Raw genomic sequence first — 20,439 nt, 5'->3', positions numbered from 1 at the left:
TCATTAGTTTTTCTTTCTTTATTTTGTATGTATCACTTCTTTGGTCTGTTCATCGTAATCCAGACCTTCAAACTGAAGGTTATAATATTTCGCATAAACACCATTTTTCTCCATTAATTCCTCATGACTGCCACGTTCTTCCATACCGTTTTCACTAATAACGATAATTTCATCCGCATTACGGATAGTAGATAAACGATGGGCAATGGTGATACATGTTCGATTTTTTGATAATTCTTCCAGACTTTTTTGAATGTGACGTTCACTTTCATTATCTAAAGCACTGGTTGCTTCATCCAGAATTAAAATTTTAGGATTTTTCAGAAATACACGGGCGATAGAGATACGCTGTTTCTGTCCACCACTTAATCGTGTACCACGCTCTCCTACAAAAGTATCATATCCATCAGGTAAGCTCATAATGAATTCATGGATGTTGGCTTTCTTTGCTGCATCAATGATTTCATCATCACTAGCACCTGGGCGGCCATATGCAATATTTTCTTTGATACTACCAGTAAATAAATAGACATCCTGTTGAACGATGCCGATGGCTTTACGTAAACTTTCCAGTGTCAACTCACGTACATCTTTACCATCTACTTTAATGCTTCCACTGTTTACATCATAAAATCTTGGAAGCAAGGAACAAATGGTTGTTTTTCCACCGCCGCTTGGACCAACCAAGGCAATGGATTTTCCTGCGTCAATATGAAAGTTGATATGATCTAATACAGTTTCTTCTTCATTGTAACTGAAGCATACATCTTCATAATCGATGACACCAGATACTTCTTCGATATCTTTTGCGTTTTCTGCATCTACGATATCTGGTTTTGTTTCAATGACTTCTAAGAAACGTTTAAAACCAGAGAACCCTTTTTGAAACATTTCTGTGAATTCCACAAGGACTTCAATTGGCGCTACAAAGATATTGATATATAAAGCATAGGTAGCCAGTGAAATTGGATCTAAGGTACCTTTAGCGATAAAGAAACCTCCAGCTACTAGAATTGTCAGATACAACATACCCTGAAAGAAATTATTTCCTGCATGAAACAATCCCATACGATAATAGTTATTTGTTTTAGATTGTAAGAACATCTGATTACTGTGGGCGAATTTATCACGTTCAATATCTTCATTCGCAAATGATTTCACAACACGAATGCCAGCTAAGGAATCCTGTAAACTAGCATTGACGCCTGCAATCTTACGTCGATTATCCATGAAGGTAGCCTGCATTTTCTTGTTTTGAAATAAAGAGAACACCAGCATGACGATAGTAACAGCAATCAGAATCAGTGTTAATGGCACATGGATATATAACAATAATATGAAAGAACCAAAAATCTTTAATAATGAGATAAACACGTTTTCAGGTCCATGGTGAGATAATTCAGAAATATCAAATAAATCGGATACCAGTTTACTCATCATTTCGCCTGTATTGTTTTGATCATAATAAGAGAATGATAAACGTTCAAATTGATCAAACAGATCCTGACGCATATCACTTTCCATCTTTGCGCCCATGATATGCCCCTGGGCAGTGACATAGTAACGACATAATGCTCTTACGATATACATGATCAACAGGCCAATGGCCAAAATAAACAGGCTGTCCATGATCATTTCTTTTGGCTGAACATAAAACGTATTGTTTAAATAATTTAAAATCTGTGGAAATGCCAGGTCAACGATACTGATAATCAATGCACACAGCATATCCAGAAAAAATACTTTTTTATACGGCTTATAATAACTTATGAACTTTTTCATAATTTCCATTTTCTTTTACCTTCCTTTCGCACCGGCTAATTATAACATATTCTACCCATTTTTGTACGTACAATGCCTATAAAAAAAGAAAAGAGATTTCTCTTTTCTTAATGTGGGCGTACGGCCATATCAGACCAAACCAGTGTTGGATCCTGATTGATCTGTGGAGTATCCTTATATAAATCCTGTAAATCAAAATGGAATTCATTCATCTTTAATTGATTGCTTGCGCCTTCAAATGCATTTAATAAGGCATGTACTTCATCACGACTGAATAAGTAACAATCACTAATTCCTAAAGTGGAAGTACTTGCGGCTACTTGATCATCATAACAGCCGGTATCACTTTTGATTGAACTTATGGTCCATGGAGAAAGATCGTTTAATTCATTTGACACAAAATCTGTGATTTTATCACTAGGCACATTGGTAATCACATAACTTGGTATAATATCTAATAATTTGTTTAAATAACCGATGGCAGAAGGAGAAATCATTTTATTGATCATCGCCTTGATGATTCTTTGTTGTGCACGTTCACGACCTGCATTATCATAGCCTATTGTTTTTCTATGTCTTGCATAAGCCAGTGCCTGTTTACCATTTAAATGTTGTTTTCCTTTTTTTAGATAAATCTTATCCTCTTCTTTGAAACTCCGGTTTTCATCTTGTTCACTGAAATCAATTTCTACATCTACATCGATACCACCAATCGCATCTATAATCTGAATCAAAGAATTAAATCCAATACGTGCATAATAATCAATGGGAATCTGGAAGAAGTTTTCAATCGCTGCCACACTGTTTTCGATTCCATCATTTCCTGTATGTGTTAATTTATCATTCATATTATTCAATGCTGGATTTGGTATATATCCATCACGTGGCAAAGATACCATATCAATATGTTTTGCGATTGGATTGACAATCAAAATCAGGTTGGTATCCGTTCTGGTCTGTTGATCAGGAGAACCCATATTATCAATACCACTTAGATAAACTGTAAATGTATCTTTTGTGATATCGATATTGCGTGTCGTTGGTTTTGTTTTCTTTGTAGTTTCATAGGTTTCAATTGTTTTGACATTATCTTTAAAAGCATCAATATTCGCCGCAGACATATTGTAGTATGTTTCAGAGATTGCAAGCGCCTGTAATGTCTTTAAATCCAATAAATCCGTAATCAACTGCGTATAATCTAAGGCATCAACTGCAGTATAATTTGTAACTTTACCAGATAATTGCTGTTTTACATATTCTGCATTATCTTTATCTGTACTGTTTTGAAATCCAATTGTCGCATTTTCTAAATCTTTAATGCTGGAAATGTTGGAATCCTTTGGTACGATGACCATCAGCTTTTCCACATTGGATTCACTGCTTACAGAGCTGGATGACACCTTACGCAATGTAGAACGTGTCTTATCTAAGAAATAGCCACCAGTTGCTAGCAATGCACATAACAATAGGATGAATACACGCTTTGTGTATACCGCCCATTTTGGCAGTTTCTTTAAGGATAGAATGAACAAAATCGCAAATATCACGGCAAAGACAGCCGCAGCGATCATAATCCATTTTTGTGGTAGAATTCCAAAGGTAAATGCTATGTAAAACGCCATGACCATAATGATCATCAGAATCAGAAGAAATACTAGGTCAATTGTCCTGCTGTAGTTGCGTTTTCCCTTTTTATTACTATCTTTCTTTGACATATTTTATACACCTCAACATTTTTAAATTATAGTATAAAATAAGCAAAATTACTATGGATATTTTGTGAATATTTCGTAAGAAATGTATCATATGTCATATATAAGGAAGATTTGATATCAGCATTTGCAGAAAAGATGCGTAAATATGAAATATGTGATATAAGATACTATCAAAAAAGCAGAATGAATACAAAGCTTTAGATAAAAAATTCAATCGAAAAAAATCACCTTAAAATTACCTTACAATACGCTATATGCATAGAGATTTTAAAACGTTTATGATATACTATTACGGAGGTGATTTTGTGTCGTTATTAGAACAGTTAAATGATAAACAGGCAGAAGCCGCAAGTTGTGTGGATCATCATTTGAGAATCATTGCAGGTGCAGGTAGTGGCAAGACAAGAGTTGTGACGACCAGAATCGCATATCTGATCGATGAATTACACGTATATCCCAATAAAATCTTAGCGATTACGTTTACGAATAAAGCCGCAAAAGAAATGAAGGAGCGAGTGGAAAATATATTAGGGGATGTAGCATCCGCTGTACAGATTTCTACAATTCACTCCTTTTGTGTGCGATTATTAAGAGAGGATATTTTAGAAATCGGATATCCTAGAAACTTTACAATATTAGATAGTGATGATCAGAAAAGTATCTTAAAAGATGCTTATAAACAGATGAAAATTGATGTGAAATCCTATAGCTATGGTTCTATGCTGTCCTATATCAGCGGCAATAAAACCAATTTTATTGATCCCAATGTGGCAAAGATGAATGCTGGACCATGGGCAGGAGAACAGATCAAAGCGGATGTTTATGCATTCTATCAAAAACGTTTACAGGAAATGTTTGCGCTGGATTTTGATGATTTATTGATATTTGCGCATCATATATTGAGAGATTATGAAGAAGTCAGAAGAAAATGGCAACGACGTTTTAAATATATTCATGTAGATGAGTTTCAGGATGTGGATAATCTACAATATGCCATCATTAAAATGCTGGTCAAAGAAGATTCTTATTTATGTGTAGTAGGGGATCCAGATCAGACAATTTATACATGGCGTGGTGCACAGGTAGATATTATTATGAATTTTGATAAAGATTTTCCAAATGCGAAAACCGTTATTTTAAATCAAAATTATCGTAGTACCCAGCAAATATTAAATGGTGCGAATGCACTTATCAAGAATAACCGCAATCGTATTGATAAAGATTTATTTACAGAAATTGAAGGGGACAGTAAAATTGTTCACTTTACTGCCATGGATGGGGATAATGAACCTGTCTGGGTTGCAGGTAAGATCAAGACATTACATCATGCGGGCATAAATTATAAAGATATCGCAATATTATATCGTAGTAACTATTTATCACGAGGACTTGAAAAAGCCTTGTTGGATGCACATATTCCCTATCGTATTTATGGTGGCGTACGATTCTATGATCGTGCAGAAATTAAAGATGCATTAAGTTATTTACGACTATTAGCGCCAAAAAGTGAAGATGACCCAAAAGAATTATTTAAAAATCTAGCGGTAAAACGTGTCATTAATTCTCCAAAACGTGGAATAGGCGCAAAAACATTAGAACTGATTGAAACGCAGGCTGGACATGATCAAACCAATATGTATGATGTATTAAAGCATTATGAAATTGGAAAAGGCAAAGCCAGAGCAAGTATTCAGGAGTTTGTGCGTGTTATTGAAGAATGCCGTGCTTTGGTGGATACCATCAGTATCGATCAATTAATGGAACGTATTATGGAGGAAAGTGGCTATCTGGCAATGCTGGATGAAGAAAAAGAAATAGAGCGTAAAGAAAATATCAAGGAATTGATCAATGATATCGCAGATTATGTGGAAAGTAATCCAGATGGCAGTCTACAGGATTATTTACAGGAGATTTCCTTATATACAGATAAAGAACAGACACAGCAGGGGGACTTTGTGCAGTTGATGACGATTCATGCAGCTAAAGGCCTTGAGTTTGATAATGTGTTTGTATACAGTCTTTGTGAAGGTATTTTTCCAAATGAAAAAAGTGTTGGAGAAGGTGGACAGGAGGCATTGGAAGAAGAACGTCGTCTTGCCTATGTTGCCTTTACCAGAGCAAAGAAGCAGTTGTTTTTAAGTGATTCCTATGGCTATAGTTACATACTGGATAAAATTAAAACAACCTCAAGATTTATTAGTGAGATACCAGAAGAATATTTAGAGGATGTTGGCGCAAAACCACGAAACAGTTTTGCTGGTGATGTGGATACATTCAGTGGTGCTGATTTCTTATCCATGAATCAAAGATCACGTTCTTTTTCAACAGGAGAACGCCATCAGGATGATATGATTCAGCATGCTCCACAGGATTTTGTGGATAATTCTTCAAAAATAGTAGAAAAACCGAAGAAAAAGGGTAAGATAAGAAAAGGTGATCTCGTGAACCATGCTTCATTTGGAGATGGTGTGGTCATAAAAATGGAAGGTGATTTAGCTGTGATTGCTTTTGACCAGAAATTCGGTATCAGAAAAATCATGGTAACACACCCATCCCTTACAAAAAAATAGGAGGTTTCTATGAGTCAACAACGAATATTGGAATTACGCCGTATCTTAGATCGGCTTTCTTATGAATATTATGTATTGGACAAGCCAAGTGTATCGGATCAGGAATATGATCGATATTATCAGGAGCTGGAATCTTTGGAACAACAGTTTCCAGAATATGCTGATCCTAACTCTATCACACAAAGAGTTGGCGGTGTGGTATTAGATGCATTCACGAAAGTAGAACATAGTCGTGCTATGTTATCTTTGGATGATGTGTTCAATTTAGAAGAATTACAGGACTTTGATCGAAAGGTGCGTGAAGTGGAGCCCAATGCCCGCTATGTCGCAGAATTAAAAATCGATGGTCTGGCAATGTCTTTGATTTATCGTAATGGTACATTTGTTCAGGCGGTTACACGAGGCAATGGTATCGTTGGAGAAGATGTTACTCATAATGTTCGTACGATTCAAAGTATTCCTATGCATATTCCATATACAGAAGAAGTGGAGGTGCGTGGTGAAGTATATATGCCAAATGCATCCTTTGAAATGTTGAATAAACAACGAGAAGAAAAAGGTGAAGAATTATTTGCGAATCCAAGAAATGCTGCCGCAGGTTCTATCCGCCAGCTGGATTCAAAAATTGCCGCAAGTCGTAAATTAGATGCTTTCTGGTACTATTTCGTAAATTCTTCAGAATTTGGTATTCAAAGTCAGGAAGAAGCACTTGAAAAGATGGAAGAAATGCATTTGCGTGTCAATCCGCTTCGCCGTATCTGTGCGAATATGGATGAAGTATGGGCATTTATTCAGGAAATTGGGGAACAGCGACCTCATTTGCCATATGCCATTGATGGTATGGTCATCAAGGTAGATTCCTTTGCGGCACAGGCGCATTTAGGAAATACCATAAGGGCACCAAAATGGGCAATTGCTTATAAATTCCCAGCTGAAGAAGTTGTCACAAAGCTTTTAGATATCGTATTGACAGTAGGAAGAACAGGAAAAATTACACCAAATGCTGTATTAGAACCAGTCAGAGTCGCTGGAACAACTGTAAGTGCAGCTACGCTTCATAATGAAGATATGATCAAAGAAAAAGATGTACGTATCAACGATGATGTTGTCATACGAAAAGCTGGAGATATCATTCCAGAAGTCGTAAGAGCAATCGATGAAAGAAGAGATGGTACACAGGCTGTTTATCAGTTCCCAAATGTGTGTCCAGTATGTGGCAGTGAACTTGTTCGTTTACCTGATGAGGCTGCCCATTATTGTATCAATCAGGACTGTCCAGCACGTGTAGTGGAAAGTATGATTCACTTCGCCAGCAGAGATGCCATGAATATTGATACATTGGGAGAAAAGAAAGTAGAATTCTTCCATGATAAAGGATTATTAAATACCATAGAAGATATTTATCGTTTGGTGGAACATAAAGAAGAAATCTTAGCTTTTGAAGGATTTAAAGAAAAAAGCTATCAGAATATGATTGATGCGATTGAAGTGAGTAAACAAAATCCATTGGAAGATTTAATCTTTGGACTTGGTATTCGTCAGGTTGGAAAAAAGGCCGCAAAGATACTTGCGAAACGTTTCCTTACTATGGATGCCTTAATGCAGGCAAGCCATGATGAATTAACGATGATCAAAGATATTGGAGATATCACAGCGCAAAGTATTGTGGCATTCTTCCATGAACCCAAAAATATAGAACTGATCAATCATTTAAAAGCATATGGCTTACGTATGGATACAGAAAAAGAAGAAATCAAAGAAAGTATCTTTACAGGAAAAACGGTAGTTTTAACAGGTACTTTAACACAGCTAACCAGAAATGAAGCAAAGGCAATCTTAGAAGGACTGGGGGCAAATGTCAGCGGTTCTGTATCAAAGAAAACAGATTATGTCATTTATGGAGAAGCAGCAGGCAGTAAACTAACCAAGGCCAATGATTTAGGCGTTGCGACCATGGATGAAGAAACCTTTATGAAAGAGGTGAGCTGATGTGAAATTAAAAGATTTGGGGTTAATTGCATTATCCGGCGTACTATTATTAAGCGGCTGTAACAACTCTGATGATAAGAAAAAGGATAAAAATGATGGAAAAGAAACCGTTGCGATACGTGAGGGAGATTATACCGCATTATTACCTTTTGATGTCAGTGATGCCCGTTTAAAACACATGACCATGGTAACCAATCTAAATGATACATTGGAAATCGCCAATGGTTTGATGAAATATAGTAAACAGCACTTTTCACCAGATACATATACGTATCGGGAAAGCCAGTTCTTAGATTACAATACCTTAGATGCATCTGCGGATAAAAATGGATTATTGGGTAGAAAAAGCGAAGAAAATCCTATTGGTTTAAATCCAGAAAATGGCACTGCCTTTCAGACAGATAAAGGAACCATAAAAGATCCTGTTATTCTGGTTGATATATTTGAGATTGACTGGTATAAAGGGGAAGAATTAAGTGGTTTATCACTAGCCATGGTAGTCAACAGTCAGGATGTTGATGAAAAAAATCAGAAATATACGATTAAAGAAAGTGATATGAAAAAATATGAAAGTGTATATGGTCAGCGTTTGCTGCAATATATGCGTGATACCTATCCACAGATGAAAAAACTTCCGATTTATGTTACTGTATATGATATCGCAGGAGATCAGGAGGGCATACCTGGAACCTTTAAACGGGAAGGATATGTAAAAGGCGATGCCACATCCATTGATTTTTCAGATATCAATGCCAACTGGGTATTATTTCCAACGGATGAAAGTGATAAAAAGGATGCGACCACAAATACAGCTTTTGTGAATTATAAAAAAGCATTAGCTGAACTGGATTTGGGAGATGATACTTCCATAATAGGAAAAGGCTATTTTGAAAATGATAGTTTGAATGAATTGAAAATATCCGTTGTGGCACATGCGAAAACCGGTATGGAAATGAATGCTATTGCCCAGCTGCTTGTAGAAAATCTAGATGAGTTTGCGACATCCTATCGCATCACTGTAGATGTCAGTTGTGATAACAATCATTATGCTGCCATTGAACGTGAAAAGAACAGTAGTAAAGTAACAACGATCTTATTTTAAATAAGAAGCTGATAGATAGAAGGAGGAAAACATGGAAACTTTTGATGAAGCGTATTTTAAAAAGCTTGCACATGATATCATGTTTGATGTCAACGAAGAAGAAGTAAAGAAACTTCAAGAAGAATTCAAAGTATTACTGGAACAGATCGAAGTATTGGATGAAATCAATACGGAGGGTGTAGAAGAAATGATCTACCCATTTGAAGCAGACACAGCATTCTTAAGAGAAGATGTTGTGGAAAATGTAATTTCGCAGGAAGATGCATTAGCAAATGCAGCGAGCGTACGTGCTGGTCATGTACATGTTCCAAAGGTGGTGAAGTAAGATGGATTTTGAAAAGACAAGAGAAAAAGACGTGGAAACACGTGTTGTAGAAGCACTTGAAAAAGCAAGAGATTTACAGGAAAAACTAAATGCAGTTGTGACATTCTGCGATGTGGAAGAACAGCTGGATGAATTAAAAAATGTAGATGAACATGCGCCATTATATGGTTTGCCAATCGTATTAAAAGACAACGTTAATACAAAGGGTGTTCGTACGACTGCAAGTTCTCGTATTCTGGATAACTATGTTCCAGTATATAATGCCGCAATTGTTGATAAATTGAAAGCAGCCGGAGCGGTTGTAATCGCAAAAGCGAGCATGGATGAATTAGGTATGGGTGGTACTAACAAAAATGCATATACCGGAAAAGTAAACAATCCATGGGATACAAATCGAATTTCTGGAGGAAGCTCTGGGGGTAGTGCAGTGCTTGTCGCAAGTGGTGTTGTGCCTTTTGCGATTGGTACGGATACTGGTGACAGTGTAAGAAAACCAGCTGCTTATAACGGTATTATTGGTATGAAACCAACTTATGGAAGAATTTCACGTTATGGTATCATTCCTTATGCATCCTCTTTGGATCATGTAGGATACTTTACTACAGCTATTGAAGATGCCGCAAAAGCATTGGAAGTTTTAGCTGGAAGAGATGATCGTGATATGACTTCTTCTTACAAAGAAGTAGAAGCATATGCTTCAAATATCAATTCTGATATCAAAGGAAAACGTATTGCGGTACTAGAAAATGTACAACAGGGCGTAAGCAATATTGATGTAAAAGAAAATTTTGATGCATTAATGAAAGCTTTAGAAAGTAAAGGTGCGATCGTAGAACGTGTACACTTTGATGATAAACTGATGAAAGCTATTTTACCTGTTTATTACATTATCGCAAATGCGGAAGCAACCGCAAATCACTCAAATTTAGATGGTATCCGTTTTGGTATGCGTGAAGATGGGGAAAGTGTAGAAGAAGTAATGATTAATTCCCGTACAAAAGGCCTTTGTTCCTATGTGCGCAGACGTTTTGTGGTAGGAAGCTACTCTTTGTTTGAAGAAAATCAGGAAAAGATTTTCCGTAAAGCACAGAAAGTACGTCGTTTAATTGTTGAAGAATTAGCAAATTGTTTAAAAGATTATGATGTTGTCATTGCGAATGCAAGTAGTGATGTTGCGCCGTTATCTGAAGAAAGCCGTGAAGAACATTTAGATAATGATGCGCTTGTCGCAGAAAACTATATGGCGATTGGAAACTTCTCAGGATATCCAAGTATGACAATGCCTACAGGTTTTGTAAAAGGCCTTCCAATCGGAATCAATATGACTGCGAAAGCATTTGATGAACAAACATTATTCAATATTGGAAAAGCAATTGAAGAAATCACAGGATTAAAAGGAAACGATGTGGAGGTGTCAAAATGAATTATGAAACAGTAATCGGGATTGAAATCCACTGCGAATTAAAAACAAAGACAAAAATGTTCTCCAGTGCACCTGTTTCCTTTGGAGAAACAGCAAACACTTGTGTGAATGAAATAGATTTAGGTCATCCTGGTACATTGCCATGTGTCAATAAAGAAGCAGTACGTCTTGCAATCAAAGCTGCAACTGCATTAAACTGTACCATTGATCCATTAGTAAAATTTGATCGTAAAAACTATTATTATTCTGATCTTCCTAAAGGATTCCAGATTACACAGCAATTCCACCCAATTGGACGTAACGGCAGCATTTCTATTGATACCAAAAATGGCAAGAAAGAAATCAGAATCAACCGTATTCATATGGAGGAAGATACCGCAAAACAATTCCACTCTGATGCTGGTACATTAATTGATTTTAACCGTGCAGGAACACCACTTGTGGAAATCGTAAGTGAACCAGATATCCGTAATGGAGAAGAAGCAGCTGCTTATGTTGAAAAACTAAGAACTTTATTATTCTATCTTGGTGTATCTGATGTAAAGATGGAAGAAGGAAGCATGCGTTGTGATGTCAATGTATCTATTCGTGAAGAAGGCAGTGATACATTTGGCACAAGAACAGAAATCAAAAACCTGAACTCTATCAGTAATGTTCAAAAAGCCATAGATGCGGAAGTTGCCCGTCAAAAAGAAGTCATCGAAAGTGGCGGTCAGGTTGTTCAGGCAACTAGACGTTATGATGAAACACAGAAAACAACAGTAATGATGCGTAAGAAAGAGGGAAGTGTGGATTATAAATATTTCCCAGAACCAAATATTTTCCCAATTCGTTTAGATGAAGCATGGATCAAAGATATCCAAGAACATATGGAAGAACTTCCAGATGCAAGAAAACAGCGTTATATGGATGAATTAGGCCTTAAAGAATATGATGCAGGCGTATTGGTAAACAATCGTGATCTTGCGGATTTCTTTGAACTGGTATGTGAACACACCAAAGATTACAAAAAGGCTGCCAACTGGGTCATTGTGGAAATGGTTGCGGCTTTAAACAAAGCAACGTTAAAACTATCAGAAAACCCATGTAATCCAGCTCATTTAGGTACCATGATCAATATGGTAAACGATGGAGAAATCAGTGGTAAACAAGCAAAAGTCGTATTTGAAGAAATCATGAAAGGAAAAGATCCTAAAAAGGTTGTAGAAGAAAAAGGCATGAAACAAATGAGTGATACATCTGAATTATTAGCGATGATCACAACGGTCTTAGATAACAATCCACAATCTATTGAGGACTTCAAAAATGGTAAGGATCGTGCTGTAGGATTCTTGGTTGGCCAGGTTATGAAGGCCAGCAAAGGACAGGCAAATCCTGCAATGACAAATAAGATGATTCAGGAAGAACTGAAAAAAAGATAGCATTCTGTTACATTTTCTAGTACAATAGAGGTGTTGAGGTGAATAATATGAGTAAACAGAAAAACATGAAAAACCAAAAACAGAAGAGAAATACAAGAAAGTCCAGTAAGGTTTTAATTACTGTCGCAATCATTGTATTGTTAATTCCATTGCTTCTGTTAGGCTATATATATTTTGGAGCGAAAGAAAACAGTGGCAAACCAGTCACGGGGTCCCGCTTTGAAAATTCACTTGACCCTGCTATTACACAAGAACAAATGGATAAGGTGAAAAAAGCTTTAAATTTTGATGGAGTAGAAAAGGTCGAAGTCAATTTGACAAGTGCAACACTTCGTATTACGATGGATGCGGCAGATGACATCGATCAAGATACATTAGAAAACCTGTTGAATGCAGCATATGACAAAGTAAATGATATCCTTCCAGTGAAAACATATTTCACGAATAAAGATAAAACCAAAATGTATGATTTAGATATTCATGCATATAACTTTATTCCAGATGATTCACATAAGGAAGATGATCAAATCTATTTAGAACTGGTCAAGAATGCTGCCAATAAAAAGAAGGTTGTAGATAACATTACAACCCCAAAAAACGAAAAAGAAGCAAAAGAATTATTGAAACAACAGGAAGAAGCGAATAAGAAATAAAAAGGGCGATTGCCCTTTTTTGAGGTGTAAAATGAAAAAGAATGATAAAATTGTTGGAACATGTAGTGGCTATACCAAAGAAGGCCTGGGCGTTGTGAAAATTGATGGCTTTCCTTTATTTGTAAAGGGAATCTTACAGAATGAAACAGCAGAAATGGTCGTTACATTAGTGAAAAAAACATATGGATATGCAAAAGTCCTATCTATCAAAGAACCATCAAATCAGCGATGTGAATTAAAATGTCCTGTCGCAAAACAATGTGGAGGATGTCAGCTACAGCATATGACTTATACAGAACAGCTGCGCTTTAAGAAACAAAAAGTACAGGATGTCATTGATCGTATCGCAAAACTGGATATGAAAGTTGAAGATGTATTAGGGATGGAAAATCCATGGTACTATCGTAATAAATGCCAAATACCTGTAGGTGTGGATCAAAATAAAGTTGTCACAGGCTTTTATCGTATCCATTCCAATACCATCATTGATACAAACGCCTGTGCGATTCAAAGTGAAACCATTAATGAAGTATTATCCCATATGAAAGAATTGCTTCAAACATATGGCAATGCCTCTGTATTTCGCCATCTTTTGATCAAACATGCATTCACAACAGGGGAGGTCATGCTGGTATGGATCGTGCGAGAATATCCTTTCTCATCTATGAAAGAAATGGCAGAAGATATCGTTCAAAGGCTTCCTTATATCAAAAGTGTAATCGTCAATGTAAACACCAGAACGGATAATGTGATTCTTGGAGAAAAAGAATATACCCTGTATGGAGATTCTTATATCACAGATGCCATTCATAACCTAAAATTCCATATCTCCAGCAAATCATTTTATCAGGTTAATCCTGTGCAGACCAATGTGCTATATGGCAAAGCATTAGAATTAGCGCAGCTGAGCGGGAAAGAAACAGTTATTGATTTATATTGTGGTGTCGGTACGATTTCTATGTTCTTAGCGCAAAAAGCGAAAAAGGTTATCGGAATTGAAATCGTTCCACAGGCCATTCAAGACGCAAAAGAAAATGCGAAAATGAATAACATTGATAATATTGAATTTATCTGTAGTGATGCTGCCAGCTATGCAAATAAACTAAGTGAAGAAAATATGCGTCCGGATGTCATTGTCGTGGATCCGCCAAGAAAAGGATTGGATCAGATAACATTAAACAGTATTATAAAAATGCAGCCAGAACGCATTGTTTATGTATCCTGTGATCCTGCCACAATGGCACGTGATCTTGGCATTATCAAAAAAAGCAATTATGAAATCAAGCTGGTTCAACCAGTAGATATGTTTTCACAAACCAATGGTGTAGAATGTGTGACGTTGATAGAAAGAATTTAATGAAAATATTTGCCTGATTTTATCAGGCTTTTCTTATGTTTTTCTACAAGTGAGTAAGTAAAATCAGCATCTTAGTATATATTTCATGACATAGGAAAAAATATCTGATAAACTAAAAACCAACAAGGGGAGATACGACATGCAAGTAAAAATTATGGAAGATGATACAATCGAAGAAACAATCATCACGATACGCTGCAGGAAAAAAGATGAAAAAATAAAAACTCTGGTATCCATCCTGCAAATGCAGGACCATAAACTCATAGGAAGATATCGTGGGGAAGATTATATGGTAACACTTGATGATATTTTTTATATAGAAACCATTGATAAACAGGTATATCTGTATACCCAGACAACGATTTATACATCGGATTTACGGTTATATGAAATCGAAGAACGATGCATAGAATATGATTTTCTCAGGGCAAGTAAGTCCACCATCATCAATTTTCAAAAGATTCAATCTTTACGCCCTGATCTGGATGGAAGAATTCAGGTAACAATGAAAAACGATAAAAAATTATTTGTGTCCAGGCAATATGCGCCAATTCTAAAAAAACGTTTGGGGGTCTTAAAATGAAAAGACAAGGATTTATCATAAATTATCTAATCACATTTGCGGCAAGTATACTTGTGATTTCAGCTCTGGGATATTTATTAGGCGATATGGTAAAAGATATGTCTACATTATTTTCCTTGGGGAAATTAGGTTTGTCCTATAGGGTGATCATGCAGATTGCGATATTGAGTTTTTTGATCGCAATCTATACCCATATCTTATTTGAATCAAATTTTTTAAATGAACAGCTTTTTCTACACAAAGTCATTGCGATGTTTTTCATATCCGGTTTGACAACCGCAGTCTTTATTGCTGTATTTGGCTGGTTTCCCATCACATCAATGAAAGGATGGATCGGTTTTATTTTATCCTTTCTCATCTGTTTTATTGTCGCAACAGCAGGAATGCTTTACAAATATAAAAAAGAAGAACAGCGATATAATGCATGCTTAAAAGAAATGCAGAAGGAGAAACCATATGAATAAGATCATCATGAAACATGTATCAAAATCTTTTGGACAGACATGTGTTCTTTCTTCCATTAATCTTGAAATTCAAGAGGGAGAAATCTTTGGATTACTTGGACCAAGTGGTGCTGGGAAAACAACAATCGTAAAAATATTAAGTGGGCAATTGTCTTATCAGGGAAGTGTGTGGATCGATCAACAGGAGTGTAAAAATCATACAGATGCATGGTTAAAAACGATAGGGATGTCTATGGATGAATTTGGCTTTTATCGTCGATTGAGCATATGGGATAATCTGTGTATGTTTGCGAAGCTTCGAGGTGTGAGTAAGCAGCGTGTGATCGATGTCTTGCGACAATTATCTTTATATGATGAGCGAAACAGCGCAATATGTAATTTATCAAAAGGTATGAAACAGCGATTATCCTTCGCAAATGCAATCTTACATGAGCCATCTTTGATATTTCTTGATGAGCCAACAAATGGACTTGATCCCAATACTATGAAAGAACTTCATGATATGATCAAACATTTGAATGAACAGGGAACCACCATTTTTTTGACTACTCACAACATGGAAGAAGCAGAAAAACTTTGTGATCATGTGGCATTATTAAATGAAGGACATATTGTTTTATATGGAAATCCTAAAGCATTATGTTGTCAATATGACCATTTAAAAACCATTACCATTCAAACAAAAGATCATCAAAAAATAGAACTACCCAATACAGCTGATTCAGCTCAACAGTTATTTGATGTTCTACGTAGGAACAATATTGAAACCATCCATTCATCAGAAGCAAATCTTGAACAAATATTCAGAGAAGTAACTGGAAGGGGGTTGTCCTAATGAAAGCTCTAGCGTTGTTTCAAATACAGTTGAAAGACATCTTGAAAAATCTTCAAGTATGTTTATTATTCTTTGTTTTTCCTGTGATTGGCTTTGTCATGAGCAGTAGTATGCAGGATCAATCCTCATTTTTTATTTCAGTATTTGCGACCATGCATGTTGTTTTTACACCTATGATGACAATGTCTACCATACTTGCGGAACAAAAGGAACAAAAAATTATCCGTAATCTGGCATATGCAGGTGTACCATCCAGTTTATATTTGTTGGTACATGGTGTACTTGTATGTTTTCTAACATGCTTCACAGCTTGTTTATTTCTTGTATTTCCTGGTTTTTCACTAGATGTAATACCATTTTTGACAGCGGTATTCACGGGTGTCATCCTAAGTATTTTACTAGGTGGATGTATTGCCTTGTCAACATCTTCTTTATCTTCCTCAAATGCTGTCGTTATGCCATTTGCTATGTTATTTTCGTTTGTGCCTATGCTTGCGAATTTCAATGAACATTTGGATAATATTTCAAATATCCTGTACTCTAAACAAGTCAGCATAATGATGAACAATCTTCATCAAATAAATTTTTTATCTAGTCTGATTCTTGTCTTTACTGCTTTGTTATTGATCATATGGTTTTACTTGGCATATCATAAAAGCATGAAAGCCGATGTTTGATTTGTCCATCATAATTTGATGGACTTTTTCTTTGATAGCCTGTTGTATTTTGAAATCTTATGATATAGTAAAGATAACAAAAACAAATGCTTACCATAAGAAAAGAGGTAAAGTAATGATAAAAACAATCATTTTTGAAATTAAAGAGCGCTACAAGATACCCTGTATTATAGAAGATGCTTTATATGAAAACGATCACTTAGAAAACAAGTTTATGGAAGTAGTATCCTTAAAACAAGGCTTACATGAAGTATTGGTATATGAGCTTACAAGTTATAAACCATTTTCCAATGTTTTTAACCGAAAGTACAAGTCGTAGAAGCTCCATATGAATCTTAAACAAAAAGCCAGGCAGCTGAAAACGGATATTCCAGCGATCTATCTGGTATTAAAAGATAAAGAAACACCTGGTTTCGCAAAGCTTATGGCGGGTATCACGATTGGATATGCATTATCTCCCATTGATCTTATTCCAGACTTTGTGCCCGTATTAGGATATTTGGATGATGTGATTTTGTTGCCAATAATGATTGCGCTGACCATCCATTTCATTCCAAAAGATGTATGGGAAAGAAGTAGAAAAGTAGCACATGACATGTGGAAGGATGGAAAACCAAAGAAATGGTATTATGCAATACCAGTCCTTTGTATCTGGTTATTGATCATCATAATGTTTATTCGTGCCATCATATAGAGGAAAAGAAGAATATCAAAAGAATCATTTGTTTAAAATCCAGAGTTCTAAAATTCTGGAATCACAAAGAGATGCTGTTTTAAATGAATTGCAGGATGAAGTTAAATAAAAAAAGCACAAGGAGAGAAAAATATGGATGAAGAAAAAATTAACTTAAAAGATTTTTTATACCACAAAGTATTAAACGTTTTAAATGCATACGATTATGATGATATTTACACGATTATATTTTTCGTTTATTCTAATGAATGTTTTGAATATGAAAATTATCAAAATCTATCTGAATTTTCTGTTTCTAACAACACTGAGCAATATTTCAAAAGAGAGTACGAAGATTATATGAAAACATATAGAGGCGAAGATGATAATATGGACACACGTGAAAATGGGCGTTTTAGTGAAATTAGATGGAATTATGCATATATGAGTCAAGACGAAACACCAATTATAAATGACGAAAATTATGAAATGTTGATAAAATGGTATAAACAGGAGGGAATTGAAAATATAGGATTTGAAGATGATGATTGTTATGATGAACATATGAATTATATTGGCAAAGGGCCAGTGGGTTGTTATGAATTACTGCAAGAGGTGACACAAGTCGCAAAAAGAATCCAGAAGGAAGATTACTTCTTGAAAAAGGCTGGAAGAAGGATTCCGATCATTATCTTAGAATATGAGGATACATGGTACACAAGGAAAGCAACTTTGGAAGCAAATGTACATGGAGAAGCGTGTGATTATTTAGAGTATGCTAAGTAATCACGCATATTGAACAATAGTTGAAGGAGAAAAAATGATTAAAATTATAGAAAACCAAGAAGAAAAAAGCAATATTGCACGATATATATTAGAAGCATTACCAGAATGGTTTGGTATAGAAGCGGCACGTGAAGAATATATCGAAGAAAGTCGTCATCAATATTTCATTGCGGCAGTAGAAAATGATATTCCTATAGGATTTCTTTGTCTAAAAGGCACAGGCAAAGATACATGTGAAATAGCTGTCATGGGAGTAAAAAAAGAATATCAGCGTGCAGGCATAGGAAAACAATTATTTATGGCCGCAAAACAATATGCAAAGCAGCAAGGTATATCTTTCTTACAGGTAAAGACAGTTGCAATGGGACATTATGAAGAATATGATCAAACAAACAAGTTTTACCTAAGTTTAGGCTTTAAAGAATTTGAAGTATTTCCTACCCTTTGGGATAAACACAATCCCTGTCAGGTGTATGTGATGGCGATAAGATAGAGTAATAGAATCATACAAGGCATTTTGCATTCAGCGATGACATAATGTTGTCGCTTTTTTTTCAATAAAATAAACATCTTCTATGATAAAATAAAGATATATGTAAAAGGAGAACAATCATGGAAGAATATCAGGTACCAATCATGCAATTGGATCATCAAGCAGTAGAATATCTAACACTTTATGTGGATGATGAAAATGATGATATCATTATGTATTTGCATTATCTTAATCAGACATATAAAGCCACAGGCAGCAGTTATTTTAGTGCTTATCAAAGCCTTCGGGATCAACTATTAGAAGATGGTTATGGCTTAAAATGCAATGGTTCCTATATCAATGCCATACAATCTGCGATGATGTCTTTTGTGGATAAAGTATATCTTGTGACATCTGGCAAACAGGCTTTACAAAAAGATATTGTCAATCTGTTTGATGAAGCAGATATCCATGATTTTCCAGATACAGAAAAACAGCAGGCCTTTGCGAATCTTTGGTTTGCGTCCTTAACATAGGAAAAGGTGAAAATAATATGATGAGAAATCCACAACAGACGATTGGAAATCTGATTGAAAAATCTACCCAGGCTTTTATCGCATATATCGATGGAGAAGGTTATCCAATCACAAAAGCAATGTTGAAGCCAAGAGATCGAAAAGATATCAAAGAATTTTGGTTCACCACCAATACCTCTTCAAACAAAGTGAAATTCTTCCGTGAAAATCCTAAAGCAAGTATCTATTTTGTGGATAAACGTTTCTTTCGTGGTGTCAGCCTAATTGGAACAGTAGAAGTATTAGAAGATCAGGAATCAAAAAGACAGATCTGGCTGGAAGGAGATACTATGTATTATCCATTAGGCGTTGATGATCCAGACTATTGTGTTTTAAAATTTACTGCCATCAAGGGAAGATATTATAGTAATTTTCATTCTGAGGATTTTACGATAGAATGAATCGTTTGTCTTGTTTTATAAATGGCTTTCCTAAGGAGTTAGCGGCTGATGTAGAATATGTATGTGAATGGATACAAATGCATGCGCATACAAAACATGATGTTTTTCAAGAATACAGTGAATGGAAATTAAGCAATGGAGAAATTATAAAAATACCTTATCGCATGTATGAAACAGATATCCTTTTCCCAACATCACTAAATGATATACAAGTTATAATATATCATTGTATTTATACAAGAAATGATAATGGATATATTAGAGAAAGACATGTGAAGGCATTAATTGAAAATGAACCACCAGAATGGGTTTATCCGTATATTTTAAAAGTATGTAATGAATATGTAATGAAAATATTAGAGCTTGTTTATCAAAATTTACACACAAAAGATTGTACAAAATGGAAATCATTCTGTTTGTTGAATCAAAAAACTTTTGTTTATAGCTATCAAAGGATGACAAGTTATTGGAATGAATATTATCGTTCTACCTGTTATCTGTTTCATGATTATATAGGCAGAAAATTGTTTCGGGAGTGTTTTGGTTATACAAGGGCGTTGGAAAAGAAATCATAAAGAATGAACAATATCACAAAAATATATCGAGAAAGGGATTACATATCATTTTAATCGTATT

21 protein-coding genes are annotated in these 20,439 nt (G+C 35.4%); 19 read left to right on the top strand and 2 right to left on the bottom strand.

Annotated elements, in window-relative coordinates; genetic code table 11:
- Positions 1–18: 18 nt before the first annotated feature.
- Together DW761_RS16840 and DW761_RS16835 are read right to left on the bottom strand one after the other, a co-directional pair.
- Complete coding sequence (locus DW761_RS16840) at positions 19–1,791, bottom strand: ABC transporter ATP-binding protein (protein WP_117518841.1); 1,773 nt, start codon at positions 1,789–1,791, stop codon at positions 19–21.
- Between the two features lie 98 nt (positions 1,792–1,889).
- Positions 1,890–3,497 carry an LCP family protein gene (locus DW761_RS16835; RefSeq protein WP_117518840.1) on the bottom strand — a complete coding sequence of 536 codons (1,608 nt, stop codon included), beginning with the start codon at positions 3,495–3,497 and terminating at the stop codon, positions 1,890–1,892.
- A 305-nt stretch (positions 3,498–3,802) separates the two neighbouring features.
- Here DW761_RS16835 and DW761_RS16830 point away from each other — a divergent pair, with 305 nt between their 5' ends.
- The 19 genes from DW761_RS16830 (at position 3,803) to DW761_RS16740 (ending at position 20,378) form a co-directional block, all read left to right on the top strand.
- A complete protein-coding gene (locus tag DW761_RS16830; protein WP_117518839.1) occupies positions 3,803–6,067 on the top strand; it encodes an ATP-dependent helicase in 2,265 nt (754 codons plus the stop codon).
- A gap of 9 nt (positions 6,068–6,076) precedes the next feature.
- Positions 6,077–8,056 carry an NAD-dependent DNA ligase LigA gene (ligA, locus tag DW761_RS16825; RefSeq protein WP_117518838.1) on the top strand — a complete coding sequence of 660 codons (1,980 nt, stop codon included), beginning with the start codon at positions 6,077–6,079 and terminating at the stop codon, positions 8,054–8,056.
- Position 8,057: 1 nt separating this feature from the next.
- Positions 8,058–9,158: a CamS family sex pheromone protein gene (locus DW761_RS16820; RefSeq protein ID WP_117451543.1), complete on the top strand. Its 1,101-nt coding sequence runs from the start codon at positions 8,058–8,060 to the stop codon at positions 9,156–9,158.
- Between the two features lie 31 nt (positions 9,159–9,189).
- The gene (gene gatC, locus DW761_RS16815) at positions 9,190–9,483 is read left to right on the top strand and encodes an Asp-tRNA(Asn)/Glu-tRNA(Gln) amidotransferase subunit GatC (RefSeq protein WP_117518837.1); all 294 of its coding nucleotides are present in this window, start codon (positions 9,190–9,192) and stop codon (positions 9,481–9,483) included.
- Between the two features lies 1 nt (position 9,484).
- Positions 9,485–10,906 carry an amidase family protein gene (locus tag DW761_RS16810; protein WP_117518836.1) on the top strand — a complete coding sequence of 474 codons (1,422 nt, stop codon included), beginning with the start codon at positions 9,485–9,487 and terminating at the stop codon, positions 10,904–10,906.
- Entirely contained in the window at positions 10,903–12,327 is a 1,425-nt protein-coding gene (gene gatB, locus DW761_RS16805; RefSeq protein ID WP_117451549.1) for an Asp-tRNA(Asn)/Glu-tRNA(Gln) amidotransferase subunit GatB, read from the top strand. The genes DW761_RS16810 and gatB overlap by 4 nt, the downstream gene beginning before the upstream one ends.
- 47 nt (positions 12,328–12,374) lie before the next feature.
- Positions 12,375–12,980 carry a hypothetical protein gene (locus DW761_RS16800; RefSeq protein ID WP_117451551.1) on the top strand — a complete coding sequence of 202 codons (606 nt, stop codon included), beginning with the start codon at positions 12,375–12,377 and terminating at the stop codon, positions 12,978–12,980.
- A 31-nt stretch (positions 12,981–13,011) separates the two neighbouring features.
- A complete protein-coding gene (gene rlmD / locus DW761_RS16795) occupies positions 13,012–14,337 on the top strand; it encodes a 23S rRNA (uracil(1939)-C(5))-methyltransferase RlmD (RefSeq protein WP_117518835.1) in 1,326 nt (441 codons plus the stop codon).
- Positions 14,338–14,476: 139 nt separating this feature from the next.
- The gene (locus tag DW761_RS16790) at positions 14,477–14,920 is read left to right on the top strand and encodes a LytTR family DNA-binding domain-containing protein (RefSeq protein WP_117518834.1); all 444 of its coding nucleotides are present in this window, start codon (positions 14,477–14,479) and stop codon (positions 14,918–14,920) included.
- Positions 14,917–15,384, top strand: a complete 468-nt coding sequence (locus DW761_RS16785; RefSeq protein ID WP_117518833.1) for a hypothetical protein — start codon at positions 14,917–14,919, stop codon at positions 15,382–15,384. The genes DW761_RS16790 and DW761_RS16785 overlap by 4 nt, the downstream gene beginning before the upstream one ends.
- Complete coding sequence (locus tag DW761_RS16780; RefSeq protein WP_117518832.1) at positions 15,377–16,219, top strand: ABC transporter ATP-binding protein; 843 nt, start codon at positions 15,377–15,379, stop codon at positions 16,217–16,219. Before DW761_RS16785 ends, DW761_RS16780 begins: the two co-directional genes overlap by 8 nt.
- Entirely contained in the window at positions 16,219–16,896 is a 678-nt protein-coding gene (locus DW761_RS16775) for a hypothetical protein (protein ID WP_117518831.1), read from the top strand. Before DW761_RS16780 ends, DW761_RS16775 begins: the two co-directional genes overlap by 1 nt.
- A 115-nt stretch (positions 16,897–17,011) precedes the next feature.
- A complete protein-coding gene (locus tag DW761_RS16770) occupies positions 17,012–17,215 on the top strand; it encodes a hypothetical protein (RefSeq protein ID WP_117518830.1) in 204 nt (67 codons plus the stop codon).
- Between the two features lie 9 nt (positions 17,216–17,224).
- Positions 17,225–17,590: a YkvA family protein gene (locus DW761_RS16765; protein ID WP_117518829.1), complete on the top strand. Its 366-nt coding sequence runs from the start codon at positions 17,225–17,227 to the stop codon at positions 17,588–17,590.
- Between the two features lie 132 nt (positions 17,591–17,722).
- Positions 17,723–18,355, top strand: a complete 633-nt coding sequence (locus DW761_RS16760; RefSeq protein WP_117518828.1) for a hypothetical protein — start codon at positions 17,723–17,725, stop codon at positions 18,353–18,355.
- 34 nt (positions 18,356–18,389) lie between these two features.
- Positions 18,390–18,848: a GNAT family N-acetyltransferase gene (locus tag DW761_RS16755; RefSeq protein ID WP_117518827.1), complete on the top strand. Its 459-nt coding sequence runs from the start codon at positions 18,390–18,392 to the stop codon at positions 18,846–18,848.
- 119 nt (positions 18,849–18,967) lie between these two features.
- Positions 18,968–19,363: a hypothetical protein gene (locus tag DW761_RS16750; protein WP_117518826.1), complete on the top strand. Its 396-nt coding sequence runs from the start codon at positions 18,968–18,970 to the stop codon at positions 19,361–19,363.
- 20 nt (positions 19,364–19,383) lie between these two features.
- Positions 19,384–19,803, top strand: a complete 420-nt coding sequence (locus DW761_RS16745; RefSeq protein WP_117452006.1) for a pyridoxamine 5'-phosphate oxidase family protein — start codon at positions 19,384–19,386, stop codon at positions 19,801–19,803.
- A complete protein-coding gene (locus tag DW761_RS16740; RefSeq protein WP_117518825.1) occupies positions 19,800–20,378 on the top strand; it encodes a hypothetical protein in 579 nt (192 codons plus the stop codon). The genes DW761_RS16745 and DW761_RS16740 overlap by 4 nt, the downstream gene beginning before the upstream one ends.
- The last annotated feature ends 61 nt before the right edge of the window (positions 20,379–20,439 follow it).

Origin of the sequence: Absiella sp. AM29-15, assembly GCF_003434225.1 — a bacterium.
In the GTDB taxonomy this organism is placed as follows: Bacteria; Bacillota_I; Bacilli_A; order Erysipelotrichales; family Erysipelotrichaceae; genus Hoskinsella; species Hoskinsella hominis.
The sequence above is the reverse complement of the archived record's forward strand: the minus strand, read 5'-3'. Positions and strand labels throughout refer to the sequence as shown.

Excerpts from the sequence above, each read along its gene's own strand:
- DW761_RS16740 (WP_117518825.1), top strand. The coding sequence starts at position 19,800 with ATGAATCGTTTGTCTTGTTTTATAAATGGCTTTCCTAAGGAGTTAGCG.
- DW761_RS16770 (WP_117518830.1), top strand. The coding sequence starts at position 17,012 with ATGATAAAAACAATCATTTTTGAAATTAAAGAGCGCTACAAGATACCC.
- DW761_RS16755 (WP_117518827.1), top strand. The coding sequence starts at position 18,390 with ATGATTAAAATTATAGAAAACCAAGAAGAAAAAAGCAATATTGCACGA.
- DW761_RS16750 (WP_117518826.1), top strand. The coding sequence starts at position 18,968 with ATGGAAGAATATCAGGTACCAATCATGCAATTGGATCATCAAGCAGTA.
- DW761_RS16775 (WP_117518831.1), top strand. The coding sequence starts at position 16,219 with ATGAAAGCTCTAGCGTTGTTTCAAATACAGTTGAAAGACATCTTGAAA.
- DW761_RS16745 (WP_117452006.1), top strand. The coding sequence starts at position 19,384 with ATGAGAAATCCACAACAGACGATTGGAAATCTGATTGAAAAATCTACC.
- DW761_RS16765 (WP_117518829.1), top strand. The coding sequence starts at position 17,225 with ATGAATCTTAAACAAAAAGCCAGGCAGCTGAAAACGGATATTCCAGCG.
- DW761_RS16760 (WP_117518828.1), top strand. The coding sequence starts at position 17,723 with ATGGATGAAGAAAAAATTAACTTAAAAGATTTTTTATACCACAAAGTA.
- gatC (WP_117518837.1), top strand. The coding sequence starts at position 9,190 with ATGGAAACTTTTGATGAAGCGTATTTTAAAAAGCTTGCACATGATATC.
- gatB (WP_117451549.1), top strand. The coding sequence starts at position 10,903 with ATGAATTATGAAACAGTAATCGGGATTGAAATCCACTGCGAATTAAAA.
- ligA (WP_117518838.1), top strand. The coding sequence starts at position 6,077 with ATGAGTCAACAACGAATATTGGAATTACGCCGTATCTTAGATCGGCTT.
- rlmD (WP_117518835.1), top strand. The coding sequence starts at position 13,012 with ATGAAAAAGAATGATAAAATTGTTGGAACATGTAGTGGCTATACCAAA.
- DW761_RS16840 (WP_117518841.1), bottom strand. The coding sequence starts at position 1,791 with ATGGAAATTATGAAAAAGTTCATAAGTTATTATAAGCCGTATAAAAAA.
- DW761_RS16785 (WP_117518833.1), top strand. The coding sequence starts at position 14,917 with ATGAAAAGACAAGGATTTATCATAAATTATCTAATCACATTTGCGGCA.
- DW761_RS16810 (WP_117518836.1), top strand. The coding sequence starts at position 9,485 with ATGGATTTTGAAAAGACAAGAGAAAAAGACGTGGAAACACGTGTTGTA.
- DW761_RS16800 (WP_117451551.1), top strand. The coding sequence starts at position 12,375 with ATGAGTAAACAGAAAAACATGAAAAACCAAAAACAGAAGAGAAATACA.
- DW761_RS16835 (WP_117518840.1), bottom strand. The coding sequence starts at position 3,497 with ATGTCAAAGAAAGATAGTAATAAAAAGGGAAAACGCAACTACAGCAGG.
- DW761_RS16780 (WP_117518832.1), top strand. The coding sequence starts at position 15,377 with ATGAATAAGATCATCATGAAACATGTATCAAAATCTTTTGGACAGACA.
- DW761_RS16790 (WP_117518834.1), top strand. The coding sequence starts at position 14,477 with ATGCAAGTAAAAATTATGGAAGATGATACAATCGAAGAAACAATCATC.